The sequence below is a fragment of the Sulfolobus acidocaldarius SUSAZ genome (assembly GCA_000508305.1).
Lineage (GTDB): Archaea > Thermoproteota > Thermoprotei_A > Sulfolobales > Sulfolobaceae > Sulfolobus > Sulfolobus acidocaldarius_A.
This window is the reverse complement of record CP006977.1, coordinates 313,268-332,765: the sequence shown is the minus strand read 5'-3', so window position 1 is coordinate 332,765 and position 19,498 is coordinate 313,268. Positions and strand designations below refer to the sequence as shown.

The 19,498-nt window shown below is 37.7% G+C and carries 19 protein-coding genes; 10 read left to right on the top strand and 9 right to left on the bottom strand.

From position 1 onward, the window contains the following. The first annotated feature begins 5 nt into the window (after positions 1-5). The gene (locus SUSAZ_01950) at positions 6-683 is read left to right on the top strand and encodes an XRE family transcriptional regulator (protein AHC50877.1); all 678 of its coding nucleotides are present in this window, start codon (positions 6-8) and stop codon (positions 681-683) included. Here SUSAZ_01950 and SUSAZ_01945 read toward each other — a convergent pair. Continuing rightward, positions 651-1,343, bottom strand: a complete 693-nt coding sequence (locus tag SUSAZ_01945; protein ID AHC50876.1) for a hypothetical protein — start codon at positions 1,341-1,343, stop codon at positions 651-653. The genes SUSAZ_01950 and SUSAZ_01945 overlap by 33 nt on opposite strands. A 55-nt stretch (positions 1,344-1,398) precedes the next feature. On the opposite strand from SUSAZ_01945, the gene SUSAZ_01940 reads away from it, so the two are divergent. After that, entirely contained in the window at positions 1,399-2,346 is a 948-nt protein-coding gene (locus SUSAZ_01940; protein ID AHC50875.1) for a PP-loop family protein, read from the top strand. Between the two features lie 6 nt (positions 2,347-2,352). After that, entirely contained in the window at positions 2,353-2,811 is a 459-nt protein-coding gene (locus SUSAZ_01935; GenBank protein AHC50874.1) for a hypothetical protein, read from the top strand. A 59-nt stretch (positions 2,812-2,870) separates the two neighbouring features. On the opposite strand, the gene SUSAZ_01930 is transcribed toward SUSAZ_01935, so the two are convergent. Further along, positions 2,871-3,185, bottom strand: coding sequence for a hypothetical protein (locus tag SUSAZ_01930; protein ID AHC50873.1), 315 nt, complete (start codon positions 3,183-3,185; stop codon positions 2,871-2,873). Positions 3,186-3,217: 32 nt separating this feature from the next. Between SUSAZ_01930 and SUSAZ_01925 the strand changes: the two genes are divergently transcribed. The 3 genes from SUSAZ_01925 to SUSAZ_01915 are packed head-to-tail and all read left to right on the top strand — an operon-like array spanning position 3,218 to position 8,399. Continuing rightward, entirely contained in the window at positions 3,218-4,489 is a 1,272-nt protein-coding gene (locus tag SUSAZ_01925) for an acetylornithine deacetylase (protein AHC50872.1), read from the top strand. A gap of 2 nt (positions 4,490-4,491) precedes the next feature. Continuing rightward, a complete protein-coding gene (locus SUSAZ_01920; GenBank protein AHC50871.1) occupies positions 4,492-5,544 on the top strand; it encodes a radical SAM protein in 1,053 nt (350 codons plus the stop codon). A 26-nt stretch (positions 5,545-5,570) separates the two neighbouring features. Further along, entirely contained in the window at positions 5,571-8,399 is a 2,829-nt protein-coding gene (locus SUSAZ_01915) for a leucyl-tRNA synthetase (GenBank protein AHC50870.1), read from the top strand. Here SUSAZ_01915 and SUSAZ_01910 read toward each other — a convergent pair. The 5 genes from SUSAZ_01910 to SUSAZ_01890 all read right to left on the bottom strand — a co-directional run bounded on the left by SUSAZ_01910 (position 8,391) and on the right by SUSAZ_01890 (position 12,931). Further along, complete coding sequence (locus SUSAZ_01910; GenBank protein ID AHC50869.1) at positions 8,391-10,739, bottom strand: leucyl aminopeptidase; 2,349 nt, start codon at positions 10,737-10,739, stop codon at positions 8,391-8,393. The two genes, SUSAZ_01915 and SUSAZ_01910, sit on opposite strands and share 9 nt — an antisense overlap. 275 nt (positions 10,740-11,014) lie before the next feature. Beyond that, positions 11,015-12,133, bottom strand: a complete 1,119-nt coding sequence (locus SUSAZ_01905; GenBank protein AHC50868.1) for a hypothetical protein — start codon at positions 12,131-12,133, stop codon at positions 11,015-11,017. A gap of 204 nt (positions 12,134-12,337) precedes the next feature. Next, a complete protein-coding gene (locus SUSAZ_01900) occupies positions 12,338-12,511 on the bottom strand; it encodes a hypothetical protein (protein ID AHC52420.1) in 174 nt (57 codons plus the stop codon). A 24-nt stretch (positions 12,512-12,535) separates the two neighbouring features. Continuing rightward, positions 12,536-12,691 carry a hypothetical protein gene (locus SUSAZ_01895; GenBank protein ID AHC52419.1) on the bottom strand — a complete coding sequence of 52 codons (156 nt, stop codon included), beginning with the start codon at positions 12,689-12,691 and terminating at the stop codon, positions 12,536-12,538. Between the two features lie 39 nt (positions 12,692-12,730). Next, positions 12,731-12,931 (bottom strand): hypothetical protein, encoded by a 201-nt coding sequence (locus tag SUSAZ_01890; protein AHC52418.1) that lies wholly within the window; start codon positions 12,929-12,931, stop codon positions 12,731-12,733. 87 nt (positions 12,932-13,018) lie between these two features. Between SUSAZ_01890 and SUSAZ_01885 the strand changes: the two genes are divergently transcribed. The 4 genes from SUSAZ_01885 (at position 13,019) to SUSAZ_01870 (ending at position 17,795) form a co-directional block, all read left to right on the top strand. Continuing rightward, positions 13,019-13,153 carry a hypothetical protein gene (locus SUSAZ_01885; GenBank protein ID AHC52417.1) on the top strand — a complete coding sequence of 45 codons (135 nt, stop codon included), beginning with the start codon at positions 13,019-13,021 and terminating at the stop codon, positions 13,151-13,153. Between the two features lie 325 nt (positions 13,154-13,478). Then, positions 13,479-15,401 carry a 5-oxoprolinase gene (locus SUSAZ_01880; protein ID AHC50867.1) on the top strand — a complete coding sequence of 641 codons (1,923 nt, stop codon included), beginning with the start codon at positions 13,479-13,481 and terminating at the stop codon, positions 15,399-15,401. Beyond that, a complete protein-coding gene (locus SUSAZ_01875) occupies positions 15,398-16,924 on the top strand; it encodes a 5-oxoprolinase (GenBank protein ID AHC50866.1) in 1,527 nt (508 codons plus the stop codon). Before SUSAZ_01880 ends, SUSAZ_01875 begins: the two co-directional genes overlap by 4 nt. Positions 16,925-17,039: 115 nt before the next feature. Further along, the gene (locus tag SUSAZ_01870) at positions 17,040-17,795 is read left to right on the top strand and encodes a CoA transferase (GenBank protein AHC50865.1); all 756 of its coding nucleotides are present in this window, start codon (positions 17,040-17,042) and stop codon (positions 17,793-17,795) included. Here SUSAZ_01870 and SUSAZ_01865 read toward each other — a convergent pair whose 3' ends face one another. Both SUSAZ_01865 and SUSAZ_01860 read right to left on the bottom strand, forming a co-directional pair. Continuing rightward, entirely contained in the window at positions 17,796-18,515 is a 720-nt protein-coding gene (locus SUSAZ_01865) for a CoA transferase (GenBank protein ID AHC50864.1), read from the bottom strand. Continuing rightward, positions 18,512-19,474, bottom strand: a complete 963-nt coding sequence (locus tag SUSAZ_01860; protein ID AHC50863.1) for a hypothetical protein — start codon at positions 19,472-19,474, stop codon at positions 18,512-18,514. Before SUSAZ_01860 ends, SUSAZ_01865 begins: the two co-directional genes overlap by 4 nt. Positions 19,475-19,498: the final 24 nt, after the last annotated feature.

Genomic DNA, 19,498 nt, shown 5'->3' with positions numbered 1-19,498 from the left:
CAGATATGACCACTTCATCATTTGTTGTTTATGATTTCGACACTCCATTATTTGAAGATATTGTTAAAGAAAGGATAAATAGATTTGTTGTTGTAACCAAGTCCGGAAAATTCTGTCACTTACATGACCCAGGAAGACTAAAGGAATTAATATACGCAGGCAATAGGATTTTGATAAGAGAGCATAAAGGAAAGAAAACTAATTACATGGTTGTAGCTGCCTACTCTGGGACAGGGTGGGTTGTAACAGATAGTTCAATTCATAATAAAATAGCGAGAAATTTTCTTCCCTTAAACGTTAAATCAGAGGTCAAGGTCAACAACTCAAGGTTAGACTTCTACTATGATAACACATTTGTAGAGGTAAAGGGCTGTAGTCTAGTGGTTAATGGTAAAGCATTATTTCCCGATGCGCCTACTGAGAGAGGCAAAAGGCATTTAGAAGAACTGATAAGATTGAAAATGCAGGGTTATAGGTCATTAATCTTAATCCTGGTCATGAGAGATGACGCTACCTGTTTTTCCCCGAACTGGAAGACTGACGAGAAATTCGCTATGGCATTCAAGAGGGCAGTTGAAGAAGGAGTCGAAGTGACAATAAAGTTACTTAAGCTTATAGACAATAAGATATGGTACATAAAGGACATTGAGTTATGTCCTGATGCGTTTAATTACTCTCACTAATCCATCTACGTCTCCTAAGGTCGATATTAACACTGCTTGGACACCCAGCTTTCCTAGAACTGATATTAACTCTATTGCTTTTTCTATACTAAAAACAGGTTGCTCTAATTCAGCTGTGGCTTGCTTATTATTTTCTGTTTGAACAATGATGTATGGTATTAGCTTTGAGGTATTCATGTTGGCTATCTGGTTTGGATCCTCAAGTCTTAATACCAGATAGAAATCTGCGTCGTTATATTTCAGTCTTTTATCTATCTCTTCTTTACTTTTCCTTAGACTTATTATCATTCCTGCTTTGGTGAGAGGGCTATATTTCTTGAGGAGAGCTATTGCATTCTCACTTGTCATATAACCCACCTCTCTGCCGATTTTAGGTTTGTCTCCTATAGTGAAAGTTACATCAAATTCTACTAGCTTAGAGGTTAACGATAGTGATACAATAAATAGTTCGTTTACGTCTGCTAGTCTTTGATTAATAATTATTCTCTTATCACTTCCGTATAAGTTTCTAACAACTGTGGCTATAACTGGAGGCATTACTGATGGGTATCCTAATGGGGAGTCAGGTATGTTAAACCCGTCATATTCTTCTAACTTCATTAGGGTCTTCAGTAATTTCTCCTTCTTTGTCTTTCCATGTATCTCAGCCAATACTTGCATTAGTTTTACATCACATATAGTCTAGTTTAAATTTTTCTGTTTCCACTATAATAACGTGAAATGCGGTAAATGTGATGATGAGGCAGTAATAAAAATACCTTACGCTAACATATCCTTATGTGCGAGACACTTTACAGAATGGTTAGAGAATAGATTTGAGCGAGTTGTTGAGAAATATAAGATGTTTGATGGGTCAGATAGGATTGGAGTAGCAGTTTCTGGTGGGAAAGATAGCACTACACTTCTACATTTAATGCATAAGTTGGCTCAAAAAAGAGGGTTTGAGATCGTCGGAATTCATATTCATTTAGGTATAGATATGGGAAAGGGGTATTCAGATAAGAGCTTAGAATTTGCACTGAAAAACTTTCAAATGTTGGGAGTGAAGTACAAATTAATAAATGTCATGGAAAAATACGGTTTCACAATAGACGAGGCAAAATTTAAGATTAGAAGACCTATATGCAGTACCTGTGGCTTGGTAAAGAGATATTCTATGGAGGAAATAGCTGAGGAGGAGGGATTAGATACTGTGGTTACTGGACATAATCTTAATGATATGGCACAATTTGTCCTCTCTGGATATTTCAGTGGAGATGTAAATAATTTATCTAGACTAAAGCCCGTTCTACCTCCTACCAGAGGATATAAAGTGAAGAAAGTTAAACCTCTTTTCCTTATTTACGAGAAGGAAATATTAACATACGCAATACTGAACAATATACCCTTCATATATGATTCCTGTCCTCATACTTTTAGAGTGGGTGGGGCTACACAAGACAAAATTAGGAGGAAATTAGAAGAAACGGAGGACGAGATCCCTGGTTTCATGTTGTTATTAGTTCAAAACTTCACGGACAAGATACAAGAGCCCTTAGAAGTTATATACTCCAAAGTTGAGGAAGTGAGTAAGTGTAAGATATGTGGAAGACCCACAACTAAAGATAGAGAAATATGTTCATTTTGTGCTACTAAGATGAAACTAACGAGTGTCAGTAGGTAATACGAAATGGAAGAAAATAGAAAAAGAAAGAGAATAATTTTACACTACCCTGACGATACACCGGCTGGATACATAGAGTTTGATGGTAGAGTTTCTAAGATATATAATGAAAAAGGGGAGTTTATATTCCAGGTTGAGGGCTCCTTTCCACCAATACCTAGAAAAGTAAATTATGATTGGATAGACAAAATTCTTGAGAAGGGTTTGCCTGACGCTAGGAAGAGATTTATACTTTACGTGGCAAGCAGATATTTAGTAAATGTAAAGGGTTTGAGTGAGGAAGATGTTGTTAAAATACTGGTAGATTTTTACGGAAGACATGGAGGAAGTAAGATATATGAATCGTGGATACGATCAGTTGTTAGAGGGGTTAAAAGTAAAAATTTGAAGCCTTGGAGCTTGAAAAAAATAGAAAGTAATGACAAGGAGATGTATGAGTTGATTCTCAAGGTTCTCAACTCATGATCAGTGCATGAATGGTTCGTCATAAATTCCGCGTGCTTTTTATCATCATTTGGTAAAACTCACTCTTCCTCTTCATAGAATTTCTCCAGGAACGAATCAACTAACTGTCTCTCGCCAAGAACTGTTATATCATCAAACTTAGAGTCATAGTATTTCTTAATAGTTCTAATCAATGAATCTATAGCAGTGGGGATTAACTCTAAAATTTCTGCTCCGTCTAACTTGTCTGTCTCATAAGTTACGACGGAAGTATTTTTATAAACTGAAATTCTGGTTAGCGCTATAACTTTTCCATCCTCTACCTTCTTATAAATGTTAATTGTTAGGAGAGGTTCACATAATGTGTGTCTCGTATACTCGTAGTACTTAAGCATAATTTAATTTACTCAAACGGCTAAATAAAAGCGTGGATTACATAAAAGATTTGTTCGAATTCCTAAAAATAGACACCACATCAGCTAAAGGTAGAGGAGAAGAAGGTGCTAAATTTCTAGTTGATTACTTAAAATATAATAGAATAGAGGCTAAAATTATTAAACATAAGGCTAAGAATCCTTATGTTTACGGCGAGATCAATGTAGGTTCCAAGAAAACACTCCTAATATACAACCATTATGATGTCCAACCAGTGGAACCATTAGAGAAATGGAATTCTGACCCATTTAACCCAGTAATTAAGGACGGTAAAATATTTGCTAGAGGAGTAGGCGATGATAAAGGGACACTAATGGCTAGACTTCAGGCAATTATAGACCTGTTGAGAGAAAACAAATTGAAGGTAAACATTAAGTTGTTTTATGAGGGAGAGGAAGAGATAGGAAGCCCTAATATGGAGGATTTCCTGAAGGATTACTCTAAGATATTAAGTGCAGATTACGTTCTGTGGGAAGGTGCAGGTAGATCTCCAGAGGGACGCCCAGAGATCGTTTTAGGTGTTAAGGGATTATTGTATGTAGAGCTTAGAAAGAAAACACCTAAAGATTTACACTCAATGTATGGACCAATTGCTCGTAATCCTGCATGGGACTTAGTTTACTTATTAAACAAGTTGAGGGACGAGAAAGGTAAAGTACTAATTCCCAATTTTTATGATAGAGTTGTATGGCTCAGTGAGGAAGAAAAGGAGTATCTACGTACTCCTGATGAGTACTTGGCTAAAGCTATTGAGCAAGACGTGCCCAGAGATTCTATGATAAAGTTGGTTGAAGAGCCCACATGTAATATTGATGGAATTTATTCCGGTTACACTGGAGAAGGCTCAAAGACTGTAATCCCTTCCCTAGCCTTTGTGAAATTAGATTTTAGGTTAGTTCCCAATCAAGATCCCCAGGAAATTCTGAGCTTACTTAAAAGGTACATATCAGACCCAGAAATTGAAGTAATAGTACATGGTTCCGTGAAACCATATAGAACCTCCCTAAATAGTGAGATCGCTAAAGCACTTATACGTTCGGCAAAGGAAGTATATAATCAAGATCCTGTTGTATTACCCAACAGCCCTGGCACTGGTCCTATGGAAATGATTGCTAGATATCTTAACGTCAATCAAATAGCTGATGGTGTAGGTGTTGATAACTACTCGTCAAACATACACTCATTTAATGAAAATATATTAGTTAATGACTACTACAAGGGTATAGAGTGGACAAAGAGCTTACTAAGACATCTAGGTGAGTAAAAATTCTATGGTTGGTACTCACTACTGGAAAATGTAATTTAACTTGTGATTACTGTGGTGGTTCATTTCCAAAGGAAGCAGTGCCTTGGGAAGTAAAGTATGATGTTAGTAAATTAAAGAATGTGATTGAGAGAGACAGTGAAGCAGTTGTTATATTTTACGGTGGAGAACCATTACTAAACCCTAAATTCATAATGTCCGTTATGGATAATGTCAAAGCTGTCAGATGGGGAATTCAGAGTAATGGAATAGGAGCTAAACTACTTCCTGACAAATATTGGAAAAGGATGAATGTAGCCTTATTCTCTATAGATGGTAGAGAAGAGATTACGGATAAGCATAGGGGGAGAGGAGTTTATAAGGTTGTAACTAGGAATGCTAAATACGTTAAGGAGTTCGGAGTGGAAACTATTGCGAGGATGGCTGTTACTGAGGATAGTGATATCTATGAGGAGGTTATGCATCTTCTTTCCCTAGGAATTTTCGATAAGGTTCACTGGCAATTAAATGTGATATGGAGTGAGAGATGGGATTTTGAAACGTGGGCGTATAAGTCCTACTTGCCTGGATTAAGGAGACTTTACGAATACTTCATGAGCGAGCTAAGGAAAGGAAGAATTGTCCAGCTCATTCCATTCCTCGGAGTAATCAGCTCACATTTCTTCAAGAAATATAGAGGAGTTGCCTGTGGAGCCGGTTATGAGAGCATTTCAGTGTCCACAGATGGAAGAATACTCTCCTGTCCAATTGCAGTTAGGGAAAAATGGGCTGAATTAGGAACTCTGGAATCATTTAGGCTTTTAGATGAGCCATTGCCTGAGGAGTGTAAATCATGTGAGTTCAAGAGTTATTGTGGTGGGAGATGCCTTTATGCTGTAAAGGAAAAGTATTGGGGTGAGGAGGGATTCAAGGTAGTTGATGAGGTTACTAAGGAGTATCTGAGGTTAACTTTATCTGGAATAGAAGAGATCAAAGAGCTAATAAGAGATAACATAATAAGTCTAAGCGATCTAAAGTACGATCCGGTTATGGACTCCACGGAAGTTATACCTTAATATATTCTTTTTAATTATTAAGATATGTGGATTTCCTAAACGAAATAGCATCAAAATGGCAAAAGGTTTGGGATTCCGAGAGAGTTTATGAGGCAGATGTTGATAGGACGAAGGAGAAAAAGTTTATCACAGTAGCGTTTCCATATACTAATAGTCCCTTACATATAGGTCATGGTCGCACATACATCACAGCTGACATCTATGCCAGATATTTACGTATGAAAGGATATAACGTACTCTTTCCATTCGCCTTTCAATTCACAGGAACTCCAATTTTGTCCATAGCTGACGCAGTAAAGAGAGGAGATGAGGAAATAATTTCGACGTTTACTAATGTCTATCAAATACCTATTGGTGTTATATCTAAGTTCTCTGACCCCTCATATCTTTCTGCTTACTTTAAAGAAGACATGCGAAATACTGCATTAACACTGGGCTTAAGTATAGATCGAAGAAGAGAGTTTACAACTATAGACCCAGCCTTTGAGCGATTTGTACAGTGGCAATATAAACGACTTCAGGAGATAGGATACATAAAAAAGGAAAAGGCACCTGTTGCTTACTGTCCTGTGGATGAGTTTCCTGTGGGGATGCATGATACTAGAGGTGACATAGAACCTGAGATAATAGATTTAGATGTAATATACTTTCAAGGTGAAAAATTACTATTTCTCACAGCAACATCTAGACCAGAGACAATCTTTGGTGCAGTAGCAATACTGATTAATCCAGAGAGCGACTACTCTGTTGTCATAGATAATAAAAGCGGTAAAAGGCTTGTGATATCTACTGAGGCGTTTAAGAAGTTAAGCTTTCAGATGAATTTAACTGAAGAAGAAAGGAAAAAAGGCGAAGAATTAATAGGCTTAAATGTTACAAATCCTGTAACGCTGAAGAAACTGGCAGTACTACCCAGTAAATATGTAGAATCTAAACAAGGCACAGGACTAGTAATGGCTGTGCCTGCACATGAACCCTTACATTATTTAGCTTTAAGTGAATTAAAGGAAAGTTTCGAGATAGTTCCTGTGATTAAATCTGAGGACTACGGTGATTTTCCTGCAATGGAAGTTCTTGAAACAGCTCAGACTACTAGTGCACAAGAGCTAAAGGACTACATAGACACACTTTATCGCTTAGAGTTTCATAAGGGCTCAATAAGAGATGAAGTGGTTGATCTCGTCCCAGATTACATGAAGCAATTTGTGAGGGAGAGAATAGCAGGCAGAAGTGTGAGAGAAGCGAGGTCAAGTGTTGTTGAACTTTTGAGAAATTTAGGTGTTCATGGTGATATTTACGAGATAATAAACGGACCGGTTTACTGTAGGTGTGGAGCTGAGGTTGTTGTAAAGGTTTTCGATGACCAATGGTTCATTGATTATTCTAATAGTACTTGGAAATCGTCAGTTTTAAAAAATCTAGATAAAGTTGAGATTTTACCCTCAGACGCAAAGAGAGAGATAAGTAAGATAATATTCAACATGAAACCTAGACCATTTACAAGATCTAGGGGCTTAGGAGTAAGACTGCCATGGGATGATAGACAAATAATTGACAGTCTAAGTGACTCTACAATCTACACAGTATTTTATATAGTAGCCAACAAGGTTAAGTCTTATCCCACCAGTATACTTAATGAGAGATTCTGGGATTATGTAGTTTTAGGTAGGGGAGATTCCTCTCAGTTATCTCGAGAACTAGGAATTCCAAAGGAACAACTTGAAGAATTAAGAAAGGAAGTGGAATATTGGTACCCAGTAGACTCAAGACATAGTGGAAGGGATCTGGTTCAGAACCACATTCCATATTACCTGTATCATCATGTTGGGGTACTAGGAGAAGATAAAGTTCCTAAGAGAATAGTCCTAAACGGCTTTATAAGGGTTGGAGGAAAGAAGATGAGTAAGAGCTTTGGAAACGTATATCCGCTAAACAAGGCTATTCGGGAATACGGTGTTGATACGGTCAGGCTTGCCTTAACTTCAACATCTTCTTTATCTGATGATATCGAGTTTAGTCCAAACATAGCTAAGAGTATCGCGGAACAATTGAAGCACATTCATGATTTTATATATAACTTATTAAAACTACAGTCTGTAAATGAGATGAGAAAGGTTGATTTGTGGATATCATCGCTTATCTCAGAATATATTGACCTAATTGATAATTGTCTATCAAATCTTGACTTGAGGACAGCTTATAAGACCATATATTATGATATATATGAAGATTTGAAAGACTATCTAGAACTTGGAAACGGAAAAATAAACTCGGACATAGTTAAAAATATAATCTCAGTCTGGGTAAGGTTGATGGCTCCATTTACACCACATTTAGCTGAAGAACTATGGCACAAGTTAGATAATTCACTTGTCGTTAGACAGAAATTCCCGGTGAAAGGAGAGTTAAAATACGAGAAGAGAGCTTTACTTGAGATAGAATACTTGAGGTACACAATAGATTTGATTAACTCCATGAAGTCAAAAATGCCAAAGGAACCTGAAACTGTAATCATATATGTTAATGAGGATAACATGCAGAGAGAGCTGATAAGGAAAGCCATTGAATCCCTTAAAGAGAGGAAGAGTCTACTGGACTTCGAAAAAGAGGTGGGAGATAAAGAAATGGCTAGGTTGGCTTATGAGATAGCTGGAGATCTACCAGATAAGATAAAGGACTTAGCTGAAATTGGTATAAATGAGAGCGAGATTCTGACCTCTAATGCCCAATTCCTTCTAAATAAACTTGACGTAAAGGAGATTTACATATACAACTCCAAGGATCCATCAACTCCAGATATAAAGGGTAAAAAATCAATAGCCTTGCCTTATAAACCAGGAATCATTTTAACTTAATCTCTTCAAAGCTTTGAGGATTTCTAAGGCGCTCTTTATCTCTACTTCCATTTCAGGGAATTTATTACTCGTGAAGTACTCTTCCACCTCAGGTATGTTTAAACCTAGGTATGGAATAGCTCCTCTAAAGCTTCTTCCAAGTATTCCTGTACCTGCGTATATGCTCCTTAAGAACTCCATATAAGTCTTAGTCCATCTCCACACAGCAAATCTGGAATAAGGATTTGCAGATGCCAAAGGAATTATTCTTGCTGTATCCTGCCTCTTTATTTCCCCGTTTAATGCTAAACTCAAAGTGTTAACCACTAGGTAAGGTTCTCTAAAACTTAGCATTGCGTTTAGTATTCTTTGTTTTTCTTCATCAAATTTCTCCTCTCTGTATTTCCTTAGGAGTTCGTCATATCCATTTTCACCTTGAGTTATTGCATAGGCTATTGCAACAGCCTCCTTTAAATTAGGATTCAAACTATCATAGTTGTCGAATGATATTGATAATCCTTGAGCAAACCTATCGTCGACATATGCAAAACTTCTCAGGAGGTTTCCATAAACTCTTTGCGATAGGTCATCTGTCCTCTTACTCCATTTAGGTAACTGAATTTCTAGGAAATCAATTATTAAAGTGTATTTGGATGGATTTACTGTCCATAAGAAGAAGAGTTGTCCCCTTATTTCATCTACAACTAGGTAATTATCGTCGTTCATTAGTTCTTTAACTGCATTCTCGTAAACTTCATAATTGATTCTACCTGCCAGTAGTAAGTTGTAATAGTCATCAAGTAATCCCCACCTTTCATAATGGTTAGGATAAGCATTCAGGAATAGATCCAGGTTATCATACTCTACACGATAGAAACCAACCCTATCTAAATTGACCTTTAGAGATTTCACCTCACTGCCAACATCTATTGTCATACTCTGCTCTCTCATTAACTGAGTTATCCTTTTACCATTTACCTCTAAGGTAAGGGGAATAAGATAGGTAGTATTTTCATTAAGGGGCGTTAGCGAGAACCTCTCCTGGTATAATCTTATTTTGGTTCCCTCTACCTCTACCTTAACTGCAGGGTAGCCTTTCTTAGTGATCCAGTCTTTTACGACATCAGCGATTGGTAGACCTGACGCCTCCTGAAGGCTATTCCAAAAGTCTTGTCCCTCAGCATTAGAGAATTTGTATTTTTGAAGATAATTTTGAATTCCCTTCTGGAATGCCTCTTTGCCCATATAACCTTCTATCATTCTCAGTATACTGGCTCCCTTTCCATAGCTTATGTCGTCAAATATCTGTTCAATTTCCTCAGGGCTCTTGACATGAGCCTCTATTGGATGGGTTGTTGATAACGAGTCCCTCAGCATTGCCCCTGACGTTTCACTGTGTATGAAGTCTCCAAACATGTCCCAATTGGGAAATAGGTGATCAATTGCTTTATAACCCATGAATGTGGCAAAACTTTCATTTAGCCATAGGTCATCCCACCACTTCATGGTAACTAGGTCGCCAAACCATTGGTGGGCTAACTCGTGGGCTACCACTTCGGCTACTCTCATCCTCTGGATTACAGAGGATTTCTCATCAGCTAGTAGCGCAGTTTCTCTGAACGTTATCGCTCCCCAGTTTTCCATGGCTCCAAAGGCAAATTCAGGAATTGCAATTAAGTGCTCCTTAGGTAATTGGTATTTTATGCCAAAGTATTCATTGTAAAAGTTAATTACTTTCTTTCCTACTTCAAGGGAGAATCTTCCCTTAGATATTTTTCCTGGAACTGAAGCCACAATAACTTGTATACCATCTAATTCATCTTTAATCTCCTCAAACTTACCCACTCCTAGGTAGAGGAGATATGTCGACATTTTTGGCGTCTCATAAAACTCAACCAGCTTTTTATCTCCCTCTTCAGTGACCTTCTGTATAGGCATGTTCGATATGACATCAAGATCTTTATCTACCCTTACCTGTATTTTGAATACCGCCTTATAGGAGGGATGATCCACACAGGGAATAAACTTTCGAGCATGATTTGATTCGAATTGAGTGGAAACAATGTAATTCTTTCCACCATCATAAGGAGCCTTATAAATCCCTACAAGTTCCCTTTCTCTTACCTTTCCAGTGAAGTTTACCTCGATTACTCCATCGAACTTACCGGTCTTTATCCTTAACTTCTCTTCGTCATAATTATAGTCAACTTCCTTACCGTTTATCTTGACTGAGTGAATAGAGAATCCTATAGCGTCTAGAACTAGCTCATCGTCTATGCTACAATATATTTTCTCTTTTCCTCTATAGCTTAAATTCTTAAAATCAAAGTCCAAATAGACCTCATACTTACTTATTTGCATATTTTCGTATGATTCTTTTCACATAAAAAAGTAACTACCCATTAGGATTATAGTACTTATATTTTATTTCATTTAAATGACTATTTGAAAGAATACTTTTCACAATTTATTAAACACGTCTAAAAGGAGATAAAGGTACACCGTAATATGTCTATGCAAGCTAATTAATTTTACGTACACTGACCTCTTCCCCGCCTAAAGGGCGAGGATGGTCGTTAATTTGTCAGGATATGCTAAGGATAAATACACTCTTTCAAACAGTTAAGTCTTGGTTTTTAGACTCGTTGAGCTTGTTGTTGTGTTGTAAAAACTACAAGTAATAGAGCTAAAATGCCTATAATACCACAAATTAACGAATACATCTCTGACAACTGTAGGTTTATACTATAGAGTATTGCAAAGACCACACTTCCTAATGTCCCACCAAGGGCTTTTCCCGTATAAAGTATCCCGCTGTTTACTGTCGAGAATCGTGTTCCAAATATTTCCCCTGCAACATTGAAATAAAGTGTTATCATTGATCCTCCCGAAAGACCCACTAAAATCGTTGAAATTGCAATTTGGTTCAACAGTAAAAACAACGCACCCAATGTTATCGTTAAATCTAGAATTAATGTGGTTCTTATTATACCTAGTCTATCTGCAATCATTCCAAAAAATGGTCTCAGCCCACCACTCAATAAAGGTAAAAGTGAAATCAAGGTAATCAGCTCCTGTTGTGGAACTCCTTTTCCAATAACTGATAGCTGTGAGGATATCACGCTGAAAGGTACAAGTACAGTTACAAAGGAAACGTATATGAGCCAAAATCGGGTAGTAGTTATAATTTGCCTAGGAGCTTGTCCTGATAACAGTTTTGGATAGTCTGACAACCAAAGTAGAATTGGCAATACGATAACTTCAGTTAAACCAATACCAAGTGTTATTGTCTTATAGCTTGTTGCCATTGCTATGAAAGGGTTAAGAAGTGCTGAACCTATTCCTAAGCCCATGGAGACTATACCTGTAGCAACTCCCTTTTTGCCTTCGAACCATTTCATTGCTAGGTTTGCAGCTATGCCGTATAAGATTCCCTCTCCCGCACTTCCTATTGACCATACAGTGTAGAAGACATATATGTTGGGTGAAAGGTATGTTCCCAAGAAGCCTATAGATGATAAAATCCCTGCTATAATTCCTATTCTCTTAGGTCCCTGTTTATCAGCAAAATGACCTCCTAAAGGTTGTGCTAATGAAGAGAATATACTAAAAAGTGTAAAACCAAGTGCAACCTGGACTAAATTCACATTGAACCCTGATTTTAAAAGCGGTTGTAATGCGTTCCAAGAGTACTGATAAATAGAGTTAAAGCACATTATCATGAAGCCTATTATTACATATGTTTTTCTACTCATTACACAAGCCCCAAATAAATGTTAGGCAAAGTAAATCGATTTTTAGATTTTTATATTTTAAATTCTCCTAAAAAGCTTTACAACCATCTCTTTGAATAGTCTAATACCCCGAAGTTACAAGACAACAACTCACCTGGCTTAGTTGAAAAGAACGCGCAGGAACAGCAGAGATCTCTTTACGTCTATAAACACGTCTTACGTAATTTAAGCACTAGTTAGGACTGATATGTAGTAAGTTACTGATTCTTTTAACTCTAACCTCTTACTGAATATTAGTTTGAATATCTTGCTTAATCTACTTATCTCTGTTTTAAAAGATTTCTCGGGCTGATTTCCAAAAAATATATCGCCATTTATGAAGAACGAGCTAAGGTTCATCACTTTAGTAATCTTTTCATATGCCTAGAATCTCCTTCTACCTAAATTATGAAAAACTAAATTGGAGACAACCATGTCAAAGCGCCCTAATTCCTCAGTGATATCTAAAACATTTAACCTTTTGAAGAATACCCTGTCCCTGATACCTAAGTGTTCCATGTTTTCTTCAGCCTTCCTCATATCTGAATCCAGAAGACTTGAGTTTTCAAAAGTGTCTATTCATAATATTTTCGCCTTTGGAAAATACTGGGTTACAACATAACTTAAAAAACCTAATCCGCATCCTACATCTAAAACACTTATCTCCTTATCTCTTGGTAAGCCAGTCCTCATAAAGGCTTCGAAAAAGAGCTCTTTAGCAATTCTCCTTAACATTTCCGAATCTTCCTTGGTTGAGTGATGATATATTCCAAAATCCACTAACAGAGAATCGACAAGCCTTGTCTTTTAAGGCGGGGTGGGGTTTTTATAGTATCGTTAAGATGTTAAATTTGGTTAAAATGGTGCGTGAGGAAACCTATGGAAATGGGTATATTAGTTCAATTAAGTGTCCTCATGCTGAAAAACAATATCCTTGAGTCTCAAGGAGGGTGGAATGAGGGTTTGACCAGAGGGATAGGGGTAAAGTGGCTGAAGACCTAGCCTTTGGTTTACCGCTGGATGTGTGGAGTGGGTGATACTCACTAGTTATGAGATGATGAGGGTGAAGGCGGTAAATCATAAACCTGTGAATCGCTCTAAAGGAACCCTTTAGGGCGGGGAGGAGGTCAGATAATTTAAGATCATCTCTTCAATAATAAAACTTTAAAGAAAATAATATCGTAACTATCTTGTAGAACACAGAAAGTTTTTACTTTCAGACTTTAATTCTTGTCCTACGCACGTTAGTGGGAAAAGTTCACTCTAGTGATGCCTGCAGAAGCCAACCTAGAAAATAGTTTTTAATCAGGCTTCTTATTTAGAATTCATGATTGTTGCTGTTGATGTGGGCGGTACATTTACAGACGCGATTGCGATAGACGAAAGCGGTAACATAAAGTACTATAAAGGTCTATCTACCCCTAGGAATCCTGAGGTAGGTTTAAGGAAGGCAATAGAAGAGTTAAATGTAAAAGTTGATAGGGTAATTCACGCTACCACAGTAGCAACTAATGCCTTCTTAGGTCAAGTTAATCTCGAGTTACCAAAAACTGCCTTAATTACGACTAAAGGTTTTAAGGACATAATTGAAATAGGCAGACAAAACAGACCTGAACTGTATGACATGTACTTTCACAAGCCTAAGCCTTTGGTACCGAGAGAATTGAGATTTGAGGTAAACGAGAGAACACTTTTTGACGGTAGAGTACTAGTTAAATTAAATCCCCTAGAAATTGATGAAATAGCTGTTAGACTAAAAGACGTTGAAAGTGTAGCTGTTTCCTTTCTTCACTCGTATGCAAACCCTGAGAACGAAGACGTTGCAAAGGAAGTTCTCTCAAAGCACTTTAATTATGTTTGTATTTCACATGAGGTTTGTCCTGAGCAGAGGGAATATGAAAGAACCTCTACAACTGTTATAAACGCCATGCTCATGCCCATAGTGTCCAGATACTTAGAGAGTATCTCTAAAGACATTCCCTCACTGTACATAATGTCAAGTTCTGGGGGACTCGTAGATGTTGATGAAGTTAAGAAAAGACCAGTGCAGATTATAGAGAGTGGACCTGCAGCAGGAGTGGTTGGAGCCCAAGTATTCTCTCAATTACTAGGTATTAGTAATGTCATAAGTTTTGATATGGGAGGGACAACAGCAAAGGCAGGAAGTATTGTTAACAATGAAATAGAGATTACCAGCGAATATGAGGTTGGTGGGAAGGCTCATCATGGAAGACTAGTAAAGGGTTCTGGTTATCCGGTAAGATTTCCATTTATAGATTTAGCTGAAGTATCAGCAGGTGGTGGTACCATAATTTGGAGAGATGAGGGCGGAGCTTTAAGAGTAGGTCCAATAAGTGCAGGGGCAGATCCAGGTCCAATAGCCTATATGAAAGGAGGAGATAAACCCACTTTAACTGACGCTAATCTAGTTCTGGGTAGGATCAGTGAATATTTACTTTCAGGAAATATGAGATTAAACGTTGAAGGAGCCAGAAGTGGTCTAGAAAAGCTAGGAGATCCAATAGAAGTTTCTTATCAAGCGGTGAAATTAGCTAGTATAGAAATGGCTAGAGCGATAAGATTAGTGACTGTGGAGAGAGGATTAGACCCTACAGAGTTCACCTTATTCGCTTTTGGTGGTGCTGGTCCCCAGTGGGCTGTAGATGTTGCAGAAGAATTAGGAATCAAGAGGATAATAGTTCCACCTCATCCAGGTCTTTTCAGTGCACTCTCCCTTCTTGCAGTAGACGAGAAAATAGAGGCTAGGAGTCCATTTCCAAGAGACGTAGATAGTGAATTTCGAAAGTTAGAGGAGAGTTTAAGAGAGAGAATGGGCAGTGTTGATTACTTTATAAGATATGTGGATGCTAGGTATAAAGGTCAGGGTTGGGAGCTTACTGTGTTGGTAAAGAACGATTATAGGAGGGATTTTGAAGAAAGACATAAGGCAGTATACGGTTACTCTTTACCCTATCCAATAGAAGTTGTCAATGCTAGAGTGTTTGCAGTGAGGAAGACAGTAAAGCCTATTTTACCTGACCCTGTAGGAGGAAATATTAGTAAAAAGACTAGAAAAGTTTACATTGATGATTGGGTCAGTGTGGATATTTACTTGAAGGAGAAATTACCTAAAGGATTTAGAGCAAAAGGTCCGGTAATTGTGGAAGAGTATAGTTCTACAACACTAGTTAAGGATGGATGGGAGTTAGAAGTAGGTAAAATGGGATTTATGGAGGTGAGAAAGCAGTGACAACGTGGGAGGTAATCGATAAGGCTACAACATTTATAGCTGAAGAAATGGGTGTGATGTTAAAGAAATCCGCATTATCTCCTAACATAAGGGAGAGAATGGACCATAGTTGCGCTATTATAGATAGCCAAGGGAGGATTGTTGCACAAGCAGAGCACATCCCAGTCCATTTAGGCTCGTTTAAGGTTGCCGTGGTAAACGTTCTCAAGTATCTAGGAGATGAAATTAAGCCAGGGGAGAATTACATCTTTAATGACCCTTACGTGTCAGGTACACATCTAAATGACGTCGGGCTATTGACTCCTATAGACTATCAAGGGAAGATAGTCGGATATGTTGTAAATAAAGCCCATCAAGTAGACGTTGGTGGTCCAATCCCTGGAAGTCTAAATCCCTTAGCTAAAACATTGTATGAAGAGGGAATAGTGATACCTCCTGTTAAGCTAGATGAGAGAGTAATAAAGATCATAAAGGAGAATTTTAAGATGCCTGAAGTCTCCATTGGTGATCTAAGAGCTCAGCTATCTGCAAACAGTTTAGGAGTAATTAGAGTAAGACAACTAATAGAGAAATATGGTTTGCAGAATGTAGAAGAGGGTTGGGACGAAACCATAGAGTATACGAGAAATGTGGTTAGTAACATTAATTGGAAGGAGGGCGATTATCAAGCTGAAGACTATTTAGAATGGGAGGATAAACTACTGCCCATTAAACTCACCTTGAAGGTGAGAAAGGATAGAGTTACCGCAGATTTCAGTGGAACTCATCCACAGATTGATGGTCCCTTGAATGCAGTTTACGGGGTAACCTATTCTGCAGTGTCATTTGCTATAAGATCAGCGTTAGGTAAGTCAGTGTCAACCAATGAAGGTTTTTACTCATTTGTCGAAGTTAAAGCCGACGAAGGTACTTTAGTTAATCCAGTTAAGCCTGCCCCAGTTAGTGGAGGCAATGTGGAGACATCGCAAAGGTTAGCTGATGTTACTTTCTTATCCCTATCAAAATTCTTACCTGTTCCAGCAGCAAGCTCAGGAACTATGATGAACATTATGATGGGAGGCTTTTACAAAGGAAGGTATTGGTCGTACTATGAGACAATTGGAGGAGGCAGCGGGGCGAGACCAACTGAAGACGGTGTTTCTGCAGTCCACTCAAACATGACAAATACACTAAATACTCCCATTGAAGTTGCTGAAAGCGTCTATCCTTTGCTATTTACATCATATACTGTGAGAGTGGGAAGTGGAGGGAAAGGAAAGTATAAGGGTGGAGATGGAATTATTAGGTCCTTCAAAGTACTATCTCCCACTAGATTAGCCTTAATGGCTGATAGGTTTATTATTGGTCCGTGGGGTCTTAACGGAGGAGAAAGGGGAAAACCTGGTAAAGCTACAGTTAGGAAGAGGAGTGGTGAACTGGTAAGTTTAAAGAGTAAGTGTGTTGTTGAGTTGGAGGAAGGGGATGAAGTAATAATTGAGACTCTAGGTGGAGGAGGATATGGTTCGAGTGGTGAAGGTTCTTAAAAGCTGTATTTAGTTCTTATTTTCGTTTATTAGGATATTGGTAATGAAGGGTGATCAGGTAAATTAAAGACTGATGTAAGAATTGTTTTTATATTTAATTAACGTACTAGATATTATGTCAAAACTAGTGAGCTTAGACAGAGCTATAAAGCTAGTTAAGGAGGGAGATTGGATCACAATAAGTGGTATATCATTTCATAGAAATCCCATGGGCTTTATATTTGCGCTAGTGAATAGTGATGTAAGAAATTTGGGATTTGTGGATAGAGAGCCAGGTTTAGGTCTGGAGATCTTACTTAAGTATAACGTTGTGAAGAAAATAAGGGCTGCAATGGCAACATTGGAATGGCTAGGTATTCCTTCAAACTTCAGGAAAAAAGTAGAGAGCGGTGAAGTTGAATTTCTTGAGGATAGCTGTGGTGCGTTTATAGCAGGAATAAGGGCAGGGGCTTTTGGAATCCCATTTATGCCCGTTAAAGGTGTACTTGGGTCTGATCTGGTAAAATTACATGAAAAAGCTGGAAGTTGGAGAGTTGCCAAGGATCCTTTCTCAGGACAAGAGATTCTGTTGGTTAAAGCGATTACTCCAGATGTAGCTATAATACACGTCCATAAAGCAGACGAGGAGGGAAATGCAGAGATTATGGGACCTTTATTTGAAGACGAGTTTAAGGCAAAGGCGTCAAGGACTGTTATTATAACAGCTGAAGAGATAGTGCCTAGATCCTACTTTTACGGCAAGAGACCCACAATTAATGCAGACTATGTGACTGCTGTTGTGGAGCTTCCAAGGGGTGCAGAACCAACAAGTATGTTTGGAGTGTATGACGTTGACTGGGGAAAAGTTCTCGAGCTCATTCAACCTATTTGATTATTTTATCAATCCTTCTCTCAGGTTGTAAGGATCCAGTTTCCTAATGTATTCTATGTCCTTGTCAGTTACTCTAATTTCCTTGATATCACCCTCATAGACATCAAATCCCGTATTGCTCTTTATTTCGTTAATATTACTCCAGGGGTACAGAACTATCACTTCCCATCTATTCTTTTCCCTATTAAAATGAAGAACTCCTAAATTTGTAACTACATATACTTCGTTCTTAGAATGTTTAGCTGTCCCGGTTACAAAGTCAACTCTTTTAGGGAAACTCTGTCTATTATGTCTGAAATTCCACAGTATTAGTTTTCTTATTAGTGGCATCATAAATGCTGTCGCCGCACCCCCAGGTAACCTCACTTTAGGTTTTTCATAGCTTCCTATAACTGAAACATTAATGTTAATTTCTTCATCTATTTGAATTGGTCCTAAGAACATAACATCTAGTTTACCCTTCTGAACTAAATCAAATAAGTCAACTGTGGTAAACACTGGAGTATATTGAGCTAGCATTGGATCTCCTGTTGATGGTGAAATTGTTATATCTAGAGGGTTATCAGCCTCTGCCACGCCATATATTCTTATATTCTTATGATATACGTCTCTAGCTAGAAAGGAGCCTAATGCAGGTAGTATGGAATTTAAGCCAACATATACTTTCTCGCCGTCTCCCAATATCTCCGCTATTGCTTTAATCATATGCTCTACTATCACTTAGTTAACACCACGAACTTATCTCCCTGAGTTTTTACCTTCAGGTCTTTCAGTTCTTCTGGTATTTTCGGCTTCTTCTGGGATGTTAAAATGATCTCTTCAAAGTTACTTCCAACCTGTTTAAGTATCTTAGACATGCGTTCTTGATTGTAAATTGCGGGAATAGCTTCAACTAAATAGTACCTAGCCTGTTCCAATAGGTCTCTTAAGTCCTCTCTCCATACATCAATGATTTTTCCATCCTTTTTAGCCTTACTCTCAACGAGTGGAATTATGGCTATTTTACCCTCTAATTTGTCTGTAGTATAGTCCTTTGCTACATCATAAACTTGTTGAAAGAATCGTCTCATATAATATGATGCTATGTCGGTCAAAAATTTCCTATCCTTAGTATCATATTTAGCATGAAACTCTGAATATAACCAATTGTAAGCCTCTATTACCTCATCCCTCTTATCCTTGACTAGGTCATAAAACTTGAGGTTGAGTTTCTTAAGAACAGCAAGATTTAACAATTGCATACCTATCACAACTGCTTCTCCCTCAATGTTCGGCAATCCAAAACTGTTTGATGGTATAAATGCTAAAGGCTCTGCTCCAATACCATAAGTTATTCCCTCTTGAACTTCAGAGTAAAATACAATTCTATAATGATCAAGGAACTTGGATCCGGGATACCACTCTAAGTACTGTTTCAATCCCTTGTCTTTTATTTTCTCTATTTCCTGATAAAGTTTTTCAAAAGCTTTCTCGAAATCATTAAACTTTCCATCTAACCTACCATAGGGTATAAATATAGGCTCTCCAATAACTGGACTTAAGTATTTTAAACCGTAATAGTATGCAAGATCATTCATATTAACGTCCATTACAGTTTTAATTACATTCCTCATGTGTTCATTTAAAGAATCAATATGGTAAATTTTCTTCTCCTCTTCCTTTGATCCAAATAGTGGCATTGTAATATCTACTACTTAAAAGTT